The sequence below is a fragment of the Niallia taxi genome (assembly GCF_032818155.1).
In the GTDB taxonomy this organism is placed as follows: Bacteria; Bacillota; Bacilli; order Bacillales; family Cytobacillaceae; genus Niallia; species Niallia taxi_A.
In genome coordinates, this window is record NZ_CP102589.1 from 1,542,982 (window position 1) to 1,557,269 (window position 14,288).

A 14,288-nucleotide genomic window follows, 5' to 3' on the forward strand; every position below is an offset into this window, starting at 1 on the left:
GTGAATAAGGTGAGGATATTTTATGAAAAACAGTGCACAAATTAAAGGATTGCCAATTATCAGCATTTCAAACGGACAACAAGAAGGAAAGGTTCATTCTCTTATTATTAACCCGGAAAAAGGATCTGTTGATTTTTTGACAATTGAACAGGAAGAATGGCAAGAGAGTGTTGATGCTATTCCTTTTAAAAAGGTAGTTGGTGTCGGTGAGTATGCAGTAACGATAGAAAGTGCTCATGCCATTATGGACTTAAATGAAATTCCCATTGCCACTGAGCTAGTGAATAAACAAATCGGAATAATTGGTGCGAATGTTATCACTAGAAAAGGGGAGCTTATCGGCAAGGTAACCGAATTTTTGGTGGATGACGACAACGGCGGTGAAATTAAAGCATTGCTAGCAGATGTCAAAAATGAGGAAGTTTTGATTGATGCTGAGCTAGTTATGACATACGGTAAAGACATCATTGTTGTGAAAGAGGAAGCATCTGCGAGCCTTAAAGAGGCTGCTCCTAAAGAAGAAGCGTACGCACAAGAAACAGTTGTAGAAGCAGAGGAATTAATAGAGGAGCTTTCCGCTTCCTCCCTAAAGGATATGGAAGAGGCAGAGCGTCTTCAAGCATTAAAGGAAAAACAAGTAGAGCTATTGCTTAACAAGAAAGTAGTTAATGATATATACACAAATGAAGGCCAATTATTACTTGCTAAAGGAACTGTTCTGTCTTTAGAGGATATTGAAAATGCTCAACTAGCAGGACCAAGCGTAGTAATTGAACTTTCAATGAATGTGGAAGCTTAATAACAAAGGAGCAAACACTGCATGAAAAACATCCAAGCTGCAAAGCTATTTGCCGCAATTTTGTTCGCCACTTCCTTTATTTTTAGTTTTTCCCAGTTCGGGACAAAGGCTTACAGTAATCTTTTTCAGAGTAATGACGGATATGAAGAGCATACAACAATTGCTGGCATCGATGTTTCTGGGATGAACCAAAAGGAAGCTTTAAGTGCTTTAAGTGAAAAGCAGTCAGAATGGGAAAAAAACACGACGATTCAATTGAAATACAAGGAAAAGACAGTGGACTTTGATTTAAGTCAGTTTGTCTTTCAATTAAAGGATTCTGTTGCCTCCATCAAACAAGGAAACAATAATGTGATCGTCTCCCTTGACTTGCAAGAGATGGAGAGCTTCCTTACATCAGTATCTGCTGAACTGACAAGTAATAATGCTTTTTATTTGTCTCGTTTAAACGATAGTTTAGTAGGAATGGCGGCAAGCTTGCAATCTGGCAATCAATTAATAGACTTAAATGAATACAGAATAAGCAAGGACGAAAAAGCTGCCAAATTATCGGAGTCTACAGTAGACACTGATGACCAGAAAAACAGTGTAAAAAAATGGGTCAAGCAGTTTCCTACATTAACGATAAAACCGCAAACAACGATTTCCTTGCTCGAGTGGATGAAGGAAAACAATGGAGAGGCCTATTCTGATAAGGTGCTGAGTATTGTGGCTACTGCGGTTCACACTACCATTCTCCCAACGAACTTCACCATTTCAGAAAGATATTTAAGCAATGCCCTGCCAGCTTTTGCTGAGCTAGGCTATGAAGCAAAAGTGAATAAAAATCAAAATATGGATTATCGTTTCTATAATCCAAATGAAGAGACATATACACTTTCATTTGAAATGGTTAATAGCAAGCTGTATGTAAGCTTAAATGGTGCAAATTTCTTGTATAACTATAAAGTGCTTTTATCTGACAAAGAGACATTTTCGCCAAAAACAGTCCTTCAGTTTGACCCAAGCTTAAGTTTGAATGAAACAAGGGTTGTAGAAGAGGGAGCCGACGGACTTTATATAAAGGTCTATCGAGAGTCTAAGAATGAAAATGGGGAAATTGTCAAAAAGGAACTAATTAGTGAAGATTTTTATGCTCCAGCTAATAAGGCGATTGCACATAGTCTTCTTGTTGAGCAGGACGTGACAATTGATTCTGATGAAAGCACTGCAGAAGAAGAGTCAGATAGTAATGCAACGACGGATTCTGATTCAGAAGCATCAGAAACAGAAACGGATGAAACCAAGGCAGATACAGAAGCTAGCACAGACAAGTCGACTGACAGCACAGAAGCTGAAAAGGAAACAACTGCAACAAATACTGCGGAAGAAACTGCGGACAGCGGAACTACAAAATAATTTAAAGGGAGGGATTTAGGATGAAACAAATTCGAAAACGACTTGGAGACTTGTTAGTGGAGGCTGGTTTGCTGACAGAGGAACAGCTTCAGCAGGCACTTACAGACAAGCATCCAGATCAAAGGCTTGGTGACAGTTTGCTTCAAAAGGGATTCATCACAGAGCAGCAGCTTATTGAAGTATTGGAATTACAGTTAGGTATTCCACACGTAAGCTTGTACCGATATCCTTTTGACCCTAAATTATTTACGATTGTTTCAAAGGAAACAGCGAAAAGACAGCTGATTATCCCTCTGAAAAAGGATGGAGAAAAACTGTATGTAGCAATGGCTGATCCGATGGACTTCTATACAATCGATGATTTGCGTCTGTCCACTGGCTTTCAAATAGAAACAGCGATTGCCTCAAAGGACGATATTTTGCGGGCGATAAATAAATACTATGATATGGATGAAGGCTTCGAGGAATTGCTGTCAGATCCGAATGAAATTGGTGAAAGCCAAACAGACGGCATGCTTGAGCAGGATTCGCCAATTGTAAGACTTGTAAACCAAATTTTAACGAACGCAGCAACATTAAAAGCAAGTGATATTCATATAGATCCACAGGAAACAAAGGTTGTTATCCGCTATCGTGTTGATGGGGTGCTTCGTGTTGAACGAGTACTTCCAAAGCATATGCAAAGTGTGTTGATTGCAAGACTTAAAATTATGGCCAATTTGGATATAACCGAACACCGAATTCCTCAAGATGGCAGAATCAAAATCAATTTGGACTTCCATCCAATTGATTTGCGTGTATCGACATTGCCAACAGTTTATGGAGAAAAGGTTGTTATGCGTCTCCTTGATTTAGGAAGTGCATTGAATGACTTAAATAAGCTTGGATTTAATAAAGTTAATTTTGGTCGCTTTGTAGAAATGATCGAAAAGCCGACAGGAATCGTGTTAATAACAGGGCCGACTGGTTCAGGTAAATCATCGACATTGTACGCGGCTCTTAATCGCCTGAACAGCGAGGAAGTCAATATTATTACGGTTGAGGACCCTGTTGAATATCAGTTGGAGGGCATTAACCAAATACAGGTTAACAGCAATGTCGGCATGACATTCGCCGCAGGACTGCGCGCAATTCTCAGACAGGACCCGAATGTCATCATGGTTGGAGAAATACGGGATAAAGAAACAGCAGAAGTTTCTGTACGAGCTTCACTGACAGGACATCTTGTCTTAAGCACCCTTCATACAAATGATTCTTTAGGCTCAATTACTCGCCTGCTGGACATGGGAGTGGAGCCGTTTTTGGTCGCATCCTCGCTAAGTGGCATTGTGGCACAGCGGCTTGTAAGGAAGGTATGCAGAGACTGTGGTGAGGTTCATCCTGCGTCAATAAGAGAAAAGGAAATCTTCGCAAAACGAGGATTATCTATTGATAAGGTTGCAAGAGGCCGAGGCTGTGCATCCTGCAATATGACAGGCTATAAAGGCCGTGTTGCCATCCATGAGGTGCTAGTTATAAATGATGACATGAAAAGTGTCATCATGAATGGAGAGTCCTTTATAAAGCTTCGTGAGCTTGCGATTAAAGCAAAAACGATTTTCTTGATTGATGATGGATTATTAAAAGTAAAACAAGGAATTACTACAACTGAAGAAGTGCTTCGTGTAGCTATCCCTGACTAGGAGGGACTAACGTGTATAACAATATCGACCATTTGCTTCGGGTCGGCTTCGAGCTGAAAGCTTCAGACATCCATTTGACGGTCGGCGTTCCTCCAGTCATGCGGATAAACGGAGAGCTAAGAAGATATGGTAAAGAAAGCCTAACCCCTGCAGATACAGAGAAAATGGCAAAAGAGATGATTCCAGAGGATTTATGGGATGCGTTTAAGGAAAAAGGAGAGCTTGATTTTTCCTATAGCTTAACGGGCGTTTCCAGATTTCGTGTCAACACATATAAGCAGAGAGCCTGTGTTGCTCTGGCGATTAGGGTTGTGCCGACATCAATTCCGAACTTGGATGATTTGCAGCTGCCGCAAATTTTGAAGAAAATCAGCGAAAAGCCGCAAGGACTCATATTAGTAACAGGACCGACAGGAAGCGGTAAATCAACAACACTTGCAGCGATGATTGCTTATATGAACGATACAATGAGAAAGCATATTATCACATTAGAAGACCCAATTGAGTATTTGCATAAGCATGGCAAATGCATCATTGACCAGCGAGAAGTCGGGTTTGACACAAACAACTTTGCAAATGGTTTGCGCGCATCCTTAAGACAGGATCCGGACGTTATTCTTGTTGGTGAGATGCGTGACTTAGAGACCATTCAAACGGCAATAACAGCAGCAGAAACAGGCCATTTAGTGCTTGGTACTCTTCATACATCAAGTGCTCCGGCAACAATTAACCGTATTATTGATGTATTTCCGCCATCCCAGCAGGATCAAATTCGTATCCAGCTAGCATCTGTTCTTGTCAGTATTGTGTCACAACGGCTGTTTCCAACACCTGATAAATCAGGTAGGGTTTCTGCAACAGAAATTCTCATTAATAATGCAGCTGTCGCCAACTTGATTCGCAATGAAAAAATTCACCAAATCTTGAATATCATGCAGACATCAAGAGCCGCGGGCATGCACACATTAGAAAGCAATGTGAAGGAGCTTGTCCAAAAAGGTGCGATATTAAGAGAAGCAGCACTGCCATATTTACAGGAGGAGCAAAGCAATGGCTCGTTATAAATATGAAGGAAGAGACCGTAAAGGCAAGAAGACAGGCATCGTTACGGCACAGTCCAAACGCGAGGCGATGCTGCAGCTGAAGGAAAAAGGAATAAGAGTCATGGAAATGAATGAAATTCCAGAGACTTTGCTCACAAAGGAGCTAACCCTTGGGAGTCCAGTAAAGCTCCAAGACTTTGTTATATATTTACGCCAATTTGCGACATTACTGAAAGCCGGTATTTCTGTTGTTGAATCGACTGCCATTTTGGCGCAGCAAACAGAAAGCAAAGGGCTTCGAAAAGCATTGCTTGCAGTTGAGCAGGATTTGCGTGACGGAAATCCTTTGTCACAAGCGGCGGGCAAGCATCGTAAAGTGTTTTCAAGCATGTTTGTCAACATGATCCGAGCAGGAGAAGCAAGTGGAAGCATGGACGAAACATTAGAAAGACTTGCCGTCCACTATGAAAGACAGCATTTTACAAAGCAGAAGATTGTGTCGGCGTTAACTTATCCAATTGCTATAGCCATCATCGCCATTGTCGTTGTTATCTTCCTGCTAGTAAGCATTGTGCCGACATTTGTGGATATGTTCAAGGATTTTGGCGGTGAATTGCCTGCAATCACCCAATTCGTCTTAAATGCAAGTGAGTTTATGCAAGTATACTGGTGGCTGATTGTTTTATTAATGATTGCCTTTGTCGTCGGCATACTTGTCGTTCGAAATAATAAAGCATCAAAATACTATTTTGACTACTTCCTTTTACGAATACCGGTATTCGGGAAAATTTTGCAAAAGGCAGCACTTGCAAGGATGACAAGAACACTAAGCTCCCTATTTTCGAGCTCTGTGCCAATATTGCAGGCAATTGCGATTGTCGAAAGTGTTATTGAAAATGAAGTAATGTCAAAGGTGCTTATAAAGTCAAGAAGTGCATTGGAGCAAGGTCAATCACTGACAACGCCAATGAAGGCACACTGGGTCTTCCCGCCGCTAGTAACACAAATGATTGCAATCGGTGAAGAAACAGGTTCACTTGATGCAATGCTTTCAAAGGTTGCCGATTTCTATGAAAGAGAAGTCGAAAGCGCAACAGACAGACTAAAGTCCTTGATCGAGCCAATTATGATCGTTCTGCTTGCAGGCATCGTTGGAACTATAGTCACATCCATCATGGTACCTATGTTCGAAATATTTAACCACGTTCAATAAAAAAAATAGGACTTTTTCCTTAAAATAACTATATGCATAAATCTGCTTATCTAGTATAATAGCAATAGGTTGTACACAACCAAACAAAAATACCTTTCTTAGAGGAGACAAATATAATGGGTCAATTATTAAAAAAACATATTAAAAATGAAAAGGGTCTAACGCTTATCGAGCTATTAGCAGTTATCGTTATCCTTGGTATCATCGCTGCGATCGCTATTCCTAGCATTGCGAATATTATTGAGAAATCTCGTTATGATGCGATTAAAGCTGACGGTATTCAAGTATTAAACTCTGCTAAACTTTATATTTCTGGTAACGGTGCAAAATCTACTGATATTGATGCAACAGATTTAGCGGAATATTTAGATAACGAAACTACTCTAGACTCTGGATATGAAGTTGATGTAGTTAATGGCGAAATGAAATTAAGTGGTAGTGGTCAAAAAGGAAATATAAAAGTTATATTTACTAATGCAACAATTGAACAAATTAACCAGGCGAATAGAAGTACAACAGGTAATACTACAACTATTGGCAACTAATATAAACCGAACTGAATTGAGGTTAACTAATTGATCTACCTACTAATCTTCCTATACGGAATAACACTAGGCTCCTTTTACAACGTCGTTGGGCTCAGGGTTCCATTGAAGAAATCAATTGTTAGGCCAAGATCGCATTGTTCGAATTGCGGGCATACATTAACACCGCTAGAATTAATACCTGTTTTAAGCTATATGTTGGTAAGGGGGAAATGCAGATGCTGCAAGGCATCGATTTCCCCCTTATATCCTATATTTGAGCTTTTGACAGGTGTTCTTTTTGTTTTATGCCCTATTTTTCTTGGCTGGGAAGCAGAGCTTTTTGTGGCGTGGACGTTCATCTCTTTATTGATGATCATCACTGTTTCCGATATAACCTATATGATTATTCCAGATAAGGTGCTGTTATTTTTCGGTACCTTGCTTTTGGCAGAAAGAGTGTTTATTAAGCTTGACCCATGGTGGGATAGCTTATTGGGAGCAGCTGTCGGCTTTGTCCTTTTATATGTGATTGCTGTCGTTAGCAAAGGCGGCATGGGTGGCGGAGATATTAAGCTGTTTGCTGTCATTGGGCTCGTCCTTGGCGTTAAGCTGGTCCTGCTTACTTTCTTCCTTTCCACCCTGTTTGGTACAGCAGGCGGCCTTATCGGCATGTATACAGGCAAAGTGAAAAAAAACAAGCCGATTCCGTTCGGACCATTTATCGTGGTCGGCGCGCTTGTCAGCTACTTTTATGGTAATGACCTAATTAATTGGTATATGAATGTATTTCTTTAAGGAGCAGGGATATGGCTATTCGATTTAATCTAGGAAAAAGTAAATTTGTCAATTTAACAGTAAAAGATCATGTCATCCGCTATGCAGAGTTAAAGAACGGCCATGAAACTTCTGTGCAAAGCTGGGGTGAGCGCTTCTTGCCGGCAGGTCTGATTCATGATGGCGCAATCCAGGATGTGGAGACCTTTTCGATGATAATGGAAGAGTGCATACAAGAATGGAAAATTGCCAAAAAACAAGTCCGCTTCCTTGTTCCTGATTCATCTGTCGTTATTCGGAAGATTTCGATTCCAGAAGATGTGACTCCTGATGAAATTAAAGGCTACTTATATATGGAATTAGGGACATCCATTCATTTGCCATTTGAGAATCCTGTTTTTGATTATCATTTGTTAAAAGAAAAAGACAAAAATAAAAAACAAATTATCTTATTTGCGGCACCGGAAAATAATATCGCTGATTTAGCTGAGATTCTTGATGAAGTGAAGCTGAAGCCTGCCGCTGCTGATATTTCCGCGCTGGCTCTTTATCGCTACTATCACCATACAAACAAGACTCCAGAAAACGATGGAATCATGATTATCGAAGTCGACCTAAAAACAGTTAATGTCAGTATTTTCGAAGATCATCATCCACTCTTCATGCGCCACTTAAACATTGAAGCAGACAATGAAAAATGGGTACAGGCAAGTAACGGCCCAGGTCTTGTTTACAATGGTGATAATATGGACGTTTGGAATGGCTTAGATGAGATATATAAAGAGCTGGAAAAAGTAATGAGCTTTTACCGCTATACTCTCAACAAGGGAGATAAGCAAGTAAAAAAACTGGTGATTACAGGAGACCACCCTTGGCTTTCTGGCATTATAGACCAATTAAAAGAAAGGTTTGATAGTGCAGAGCAGATGAAGGGGTTCGGCCCGAGTTTGAATGATGAGCCTATACCAACAAGTATACATGTCAACATTGGTTTAGGATTAAAAGAGGTGTAACCATGCTAGTAGAAATTAACCTCCTTCCTAAAAAAGAGCCTAAGAAATCGGCCATGCTCGTATGGGTCCTCGCAGCAGCTGGACTTGCAGCATTGCTTGCAGGCTTATTTTTTTGGCAGTATACCAATGACAAGAAAAAGTTGGATTCAGTCGAGGAAAGCCTTGTTCTTAACAATAAAATTGCAGAATCTTCTCAAGCAAGCTTAAAAAATTATGAAGAGTCCGACTCTGCTAAAGATTTGAAAACGGCTATTACTTGGGCAGAGGAGCAAAAAGTCGATAATGTCTTTATACTAAAACAGCTTACGGCAATTCTACCTGATAGAGGCTTTATTCAAGAGCTGGAAGTGAGTGAAAAGCAAAAAGTCACGCTTAACGTGCAATTCGACACAAAAAGTGCTGCAGCATACTATTTAAACTCTCTCCTGCAATATAGCTGGATTGATGAAGCTGTTCTAGTTGACAGCAAATCGACAGATATTTTGGAAGGCAAAGTGAGTGATCAGATAGACGAGGCGATTGAAAGCCTTAAGGAAGGCGATATTGAGCCAAGATATTATGCTACCTATGAAATAGTGTTCAGTGCTGCAGGAATAAAAGCAGCAGAAAACACAGATGAAGGGGAGGATTCCCCATGAGATTCAGCGAAAATAGATCGCTTTTTTTGTTCCTGCTAAGTGCAGTAATTATATTAGGTGCAGGTGCTTATACGTATTATGCATACTTGCAGCCACTTGCTACAAAGGTAAATACGAAGGAAACAGAGCTGCAGCTTGTAAAACAGCAGGTTTCCATTCTTGATTCGAAAATTAAAGCGGCAAAAGAAAGCACAAAAACTAGCACTGTTCAGCTCCAGCAGCAGGTGCCTGTTAAACGATTGCTTGAACAAGCCCTTTTGCAAATAGAAAAAGCAGAAATTATTTCAGACACAAATTTAATCGAAATAAAGCTGAATGGCACAGACTCGGATGAAACAGTTACGGAGGAAGATTTGACAACAGCTGATAAAGCGATTGATGATGCCAATAAGTCTGACAATGAAGCAAGTGATGAAAAGACAGCAGACGCTGAAACAATGTTGCCAAACGGCATCAAAAAAACAACAATCAATATTTTAGGAGAGGCAAACACCTATTTCGACCTGGAGAAACTGTTAGAGCAGCTTCAGTCCTCTAAACGGATTATGGATATTGATTCGTTGAAAATCACTGGAACGAAGGAAGTCATGGAAGTAGAAGATAACGATCAAAAAATTGAGTTCGAGATGACTTTATCCATTTACTATTATCCAGAGCTGGAAGACTTGATCAATGACTTGCCGTCAATGGAAAGTCCAGCTTCAGCAGACAGGAAGAACCCGTTTGCAGGGGTGTCTACAGAGGAAAATGACAATTAAGAGATTAATTTCTAGATGGAATGATAAAGGCTTAACCCTTGTCGAGCTGCTTGCAGTCATTGTCATCATAGGTATTATTGCTGCAATTGCTGTTCCTTCTGTCATTAAGGTGATTCATGACATGAGAGACAAGTCCTTTGTTGCGAATGCATGGAATATGAAGGAAGCGGCCGATTTCTATATTAAAGAGGCGACAACAAGCGGAAATGGTGCCAATGAGCGAATTACTTATAAGGAGCTTGTTGATAATGGCTATATGAGTAAATTCAATGATCCTGATACAGATAACATATTGCCTCCTTCTGATGACAGCTATGTGACAATTTACAGTAATGAGACAATTGCTGTTTGCATAAAAGGAGAAAAACGAAACCTTTGCACGAATGAAGGCGAAGAACAAGCGATTCAGTATAAGGATTTAAAAACAAGTCTAATACTGTCTAATTAAAACTGAATTTGACGAAATCATTCTATAACAAGACGACAAAAGTCTTGTTATTTTTTTTTGCTAGTATGATAGGATGAACAAAACTAGTAAATGGAGGTAGGACGAGTGACTGAAAAGCCGGAGAACCGCAAAACGATTACTATTAAAATCAACGGAAATGACCGTCCGTTCCAAAATAAGGAAACAAATAGGCAGTCTGCTGAACGCAAGGATAGTGAAGAAAGTAAGGCTGCAAATCCTTTGCCTGACAAATCTGAAGAGGAGGTTGCGGCAGGAAGTGAAGCGATTGAAGACGAAAGCTTTGACTGGATTCTTCCAAATGAAGATGAGTCCGACGACATAAAGGAATTTCAATTGCAGCAAGCCCCAAATAAGAAGCAAAGCAAGCTTCCAAAAAAAATGCAGAAAGGCAGCAAAAGAAATCTATCAAAGGGAATGGTTGCATCGATTTTTTTTGCTGTGTTTTTTGCGATTGTATTAGGGACAGGCTTCGGTTTTGTGCTTTTGAAAATGGTTGATACAGATAAAACAGCAAATGCCGTCAATAATTCTGCAGCACCAACACAATCCGCCGGGACAGACAACGATGAACAAGCCGCTGCTGGGACTGGGACCGTTTCTGCTACAAAAGGGGAAATTAGTACGTTTGTTGTTCAGTATGGTGTCTATACTACAAAAGCGTCTGCAGATAGCGAATTTAACAAGCTTTCAGAAAAGGGAATAATTGCGCAAAAAGTGCCAGTAGACGGGAAAACAGCAATCTACTTAGGTGTGGCTGCTGAATTGGACAGTGCAAAAAACATGAAAACAGATAAAGAAGCAGACGGAGTAGCTCCTTCCCCGTATGCAAAGGAAATGATTTTTGCTGGCGGGGATGCAGGAAAGGTCAGTGAGGCAGAAAAGCAGTTTCTAGATGCAGCACCAGAAGTATACAGTGCGGCAAGCAGTGCATTAACGAGTGCATATGCTGATGGTTCTATTTCAGGTGATACTGTAAAAAAACTAGAAGAGCAGCAAAACGCGCTAGATAAATTAAAAATAAGCGACTTTAAAGACGGAGCAGTTAAGAATGCAGCAGAAAATCTTGCAGCCGGTGTTTCTGGCGCTGCAGCACTTTCCCAAGACGGTGGTGCAGCTAAGCAGGAAGCGGTTCAAAAGGCGCTTTTAGCTTTTTTGGCAAACTATGTCGAAATTGGCTCATAAACTTTATATTACCTGGGAAATAATAAAGGAAGCGTTTCGCTTCCTTATTTTTTTATTTTTATTGAGGATTTTGTAACATTTTGAAACTAAATACATGGTGTTTACGTCAGATTAAGTAAGGAGAAGTAAAAGGGAATTTTCGATATATTTCTACAAATTACATACTGTTACATTTCATTTACTATTTGTTAAAAAATTATCAATCAAAATTGTAACTGGTTGTATTCTTTGATAGGATAAGGTGGTATCTCCCATTATGAAATGTTAGGTTGGTGGAATTATGTTAAAGGAAAAAAACCTCATATTAGCCTCATCTTCTCCTCGACGAAAAGCGCTCCTTGAAGATCTTCATATATCTTTTGAAGTTTCCAGTAGTGATGCGGATGAAAGTTTTGATAAGTCCCTTACACCTGAAGAAATAGTGATGGAGTTGGCCCGAAGAAAGGCAGATGCCGTATCAAAGGCCAATCCCAAAAGCTATTGTTTAGGTGCGGATACGATTGTATACCATAACGGAAATGTCCTCGGGAAACCCGCTTCCCGTGAAGAGGCATTTCAAACATTAAAGGGACTGTCCGGGGTTTGGCATGCTGTTTACACAGGTGTATCCATCGCGGCAAATGGTAAACATACCGTTTTTTATGAAAAAACTAATGTTCTATTCTGGGAATTGACAGATGAAGAAATAAACGCATATCTCGACACCGGGGAACCGTTTGATAAGGCTGGTGCCTATGGCATTCAAGGAGTTGGCAGACTTTTGGTGAAAGAAATCAAAGGAGATTATTTTACGGTGGTTGGACTGCCGATATCCAGGACTATCCGTGAATTACGGGCTCTTGGATTTAACATGCCTCATTAAATAGGTTAACTCCCCCATCTCCATTCTTCATAGAATAGGTGATAGGAGGATAATATAAGCATGGACTCTATTTTAATTAAGGATTTTCCGAAAGAGGAGCGTCCCAGAGAACGTTTCATGCAAATGGGTGCTGAAAGCTTAACCAATCAGGAGCTGATTGCCATTCTCATCCAAACAGGTTCAAAAGATGAATCGGCTTTGGCTGTTGCAAGCAGACTGCTTCATCACTTCAATGGGCTGAGAACCTTGAAGGATGCAACATTGGATGAGCTAAAGGCAATCAAGGGTATTGGAACGGCGAAAGGGCTACAGCTTTTGGCAGCATTAGAGCTTGGCGGACGTGTTACAAAGCTTGCCTTTAAGGACAGGTATGCAATTCGTTCTCCTGAGGATGCGGCCAAATACTTAATGGATGAAATGAGATTCCTGTCACAGGAGCATTTTATCTGCTTGTACCTCAATACAAAAAATATCGTCATGCATAAGCAGACAATTTTTATTGGCAGCTTGAATGCCAGTATCGTTCATCCGAGGGAAGTATATAAGGAAGCGATAAAGCGTTCAGCAGCTTCAGTTATCTGCCTGCACAACCATCCTTCTGGTGATCCCTCGCCAAGCAGGGAGGATGTGGAAGTAACAAAAAGGCTGGCAGAAAGCGGCAAGATCATCGGGATAGATTTACTCGATCATATCATTATTGGGGAAAATAAATTTGTAAGTTTAAAGGAGAAAGGATATATATGATACTGTTCTTTTATCCATATTTAAGATATAATAATGTTTATGATTTTTTTGCCTAAATATGTCTGAATATGACAAAAAATATATGATTATGATAACAAGGAGAAAATCTACCTGCTTAAAAATTAGCACTTAGTTTCAGAAAGGGAGATACATTATGTTTGGAATTGGAACAAGAGACCTTGGAATTGATTTAGGAACAGCAAACACACTAGTTTATGTGAAAGGGAAGGGCATTGTCGTAAGAGAACCATCTGTTGTTGCCCTGCAGACAGATACAAAAAGCATTGTTGCAGTCGGTAATGATGCGAAAAACATGATCGGTAGAACACCTGGAAATGTCGTTGCACTTCGACCAATGAAGGATGGGGTTATTGCTGATTACGAAACAACAGCTACTATGATGAAGTATTACATTAAGCAAGCTACTAAGAACAAAGGTTATTTCTCTGGTAAGCCTTATGTAATGGTTTGTGTGCCTTCAGGTATCACAGCAGTTGAAGAAAGAGCTGTAATTGACGCAACACGCCAGGCTGGTGCCCGTGATGCGTACACTATTGAAGAGCCGTTCGCTGCGGCAATTGGAGCTAACCTTCCTGTATGGGAACCAACAGGTAGCATGGTTGTTGACATTGGTGGAGGTACAACCGAAGTGGCAATCATTTCATTGGGCGGTATTGTTACAAGCCAATCAATCCGCATCGCTGGTGATGAAATGGATGATGCAATCGTAAACTATATCCGCAAGACGTATAACCTGATGATCGGGGAAAGAACTTCTGAAAGCATCAAAGTCGAAATCGGCAGTGCTGGAAGCCCTGGTGAAATAGAAAACATGGATATTCGCGGTAGAGACTTGTTAACAGGTCTTCCAAAAACAATCAAAATCACTGCAGAAGAAATAGCAATCGCTTTGAAAGATACAGTTGCAGCTATCGTAGATGCAGTGAAGGTTACATTGGAGAAAACTCCTCCTGAGCTTGCTGCAGATATCATGGACAGAGGTATCGTTCTTACGGGAGGCGGTGCGCTTCTTCGCAATTTAGATAAGATTATCAGTGAAGAGACAAAAATGCCTGTCGTAATTGCTGAGGATCCTTTAGACTGTGTGGCAACTGGAACTGGGAAAGCCCTTGACCATATCCACCTGTTTAAAAACAAAGCAAAAGATTCACGATAATTCCTTTAG

The 14,288-nt window shown here is 40.3% G+C and carries 15 protein-coding genes; all 15 read left to right on the top strand.

Features of this window, described 5'->3' with window-relative positions; genetic code table 11:
• Positions 1–22: 22 nt before the first annotated feature.
• The 15 genes from NQZ71_RS07495 (at position 23) to NQZ71_RS07565 (ending at position 14,279) form a co-directional block, all read left to right on the top strand.
• The gene (locus NQZ71_RS07495; RefSeq protein WP_144456413.1) at positions 23–799 is read left to right on the top strand and encodes a PRC-barrel domain-containing protein; all 777 of its coding nucleotides are present in this window, start codon (positions 23–25) and stop codon (positions 797–799) included.
• A gap of 21 nt (positions 800–820) precedes the next feature.
• On the top strand, positions 821–2,197 hold the full coding sequence (locus tag NQZ71_RS07500) for a G5 domain-containing protein (RefSeq protein ID WP_317011599.1): 1,377 nt from the start codon (positions 821–823) through the stop codon (positions 2,195–2,197).
• Positions 2,198–2,217: 20 nt separating this feature from the next.
• Complete coding sequence (locus tag NQZ71_RS07505) at positions 2,218–3,879, top strand: GspE/PulE family protein (protein ID WP_260053761.1); 1,662 nt, start codon at positions 2,218–2,220, stop codon at positions 3,877–3,879.
• A gap of 11 nt (positions 3,880–3,890) precedes the next feature.
• Complete coding sequence (locus NQZ71_RS07510) at positions 3,891–4,943, top strand: type IV pilus twitching motility protein PilT (protein WP_317011601.1); 1,053 nt, start codon at positions 3,891–3,893, stop codon at positions 4,941–4,943.
• Complete coding sequence (locus NQZ71_RS07515; RefSeq protein WP_317011602.1) at positions 4,930–6,135, top strand: type II secretion system F family protein; 1,206 nt, start codon at positions 4,930–4,932, stop codon at positions 6,133–6,135. The genes NQZ71_RS07510 and NQZ71_RS07515 overlap by 14 nt, the downstream gene beginning before the upstream one ends.
• Before the next feature lie 116 nt (positions 6,136–6,251).
• On the top strand, positions 6,252–6,680 hold the full coding sequence (locus NQZ71_RS07520; RefSeq protein WP_317011603.1) for a prepilin-type N-terminal cleavage/methylation domain-containing protein: 429 nt from the start codon (positions 6,252–6,254) through the stop codon (positions 6,678–6,680).
• A gap of 30 nt (positions 6,681–6,710) precedes the next feature.
• The gene (locus NQZ71_RS07525) at positions 6,711–7,457 is read left to right on the top strand and encodes a prepilin peptidase (RefSeq protein WP_317011604.1); all 747 of its coding nucleotides are present in this window, start codon (positions 6,711–6,713) and stop codon (positions 7,455–7,457) included.
• Between the two features lie 11 nt (positions 7,458–7,468).
• Positions 7,469–8,449: a type IV pilus biogenesis protein PilM gene (pilM, locus tag NQZ71_RS07530; protein ID WP_144456399.1), complete on the top strand. Its 981-nt coding sequence runs from the start codon at positions 7,469–7,471 to the stop codon at positions 8,447–8,449.
• A gap of 2 nt (positions 8,450–8,451) precedes the next feature.
• Positions 8,452–9,087 (top strand): fimbrial assembly protein, encoded by a 636-nt coding sequence (locus NQZ71_RS07535; protein WP_144456397.1) that lies wholly within the window; start codon positions 8,452–8,454, stop codon positions 9,085–9,087.
• A complete protein-coding gene (locus NQZ71_RS07540; RefSeq protein ID WP_260053766.1) occupies positions 9,084–9,845 on the top strand; it encodes a kinetochore Spc7 family protein in 762 nt (253 codons plus the stop codon). The genes NQZ71_RS07535 and NQZ71_RS07540 overlap by 4 nt, the downstream gene beginning before the upstream one ends.
• The gene (locus NQZ71_RS07545; protein ID WP_260053767.1) at positions 9,835–10,293 is read left to right on the top strand and encodes a prepilin-type N-terminal cleavage/methylation domain-containing protein; all 459 of its coding nucleotides are present in this window, start codon (positions 9,835–9,837) and stop codon (positions 10,291–10,293) included. The genes NQZ71_RS07540 and NQZ71_RS07545 overlap by 11 nt, the downstream gene beginning before the upstream one ends.
• 105 nt (positions 10,294–10,398) lie before the next feature.
• Positions 10,399–11,496, top strand: a complete 1,098-nt coding sequence (locus NQZ71_RS07550; RefSeq protein ID WP_317011605.1) for a hypothetical protein — start codon at positions 10,399–10,401, stop codon at positions 11,494–11,496.
• Positions 11,497–11,776: 280 nt separating this feature from the next.
• Positions 11,777–12,358 carry a Maf family protein gene (locus NQZ71_RS07555; protein ID WP_317011606.1) on the top strand — a complete coding sequence of 194 codons (582 nt, stop codon included), beginning with the start codon at positions 11,777–11,779 and terminating at the stop codon, positions 12,356–12,358.
• Positions 12,359–12,418: 60 nt separating this feature from the next.
• Entirely contained in the window at positions 12,419–13,102 is a 684-nt protein-coding gene (gene radC / locus NQZ71_RS07560; RefSeq protein WP_144456387.1) for a RadC family protein, read from the top strand.
• Positions 13,103–13,256: 154 nt separating this feature from the next.
• A complete protein-coding gene (locus tag NQZ71_RS07565; protein ID WP_127737271.1) occupies positions 13,257–14,279 on the top strand; it encodes a rod shape-determining protein in 1,023 nt (340 codons plus the stop codon).
• Positions 14,280–14,288: the final 9 nt, after the last annotated feature.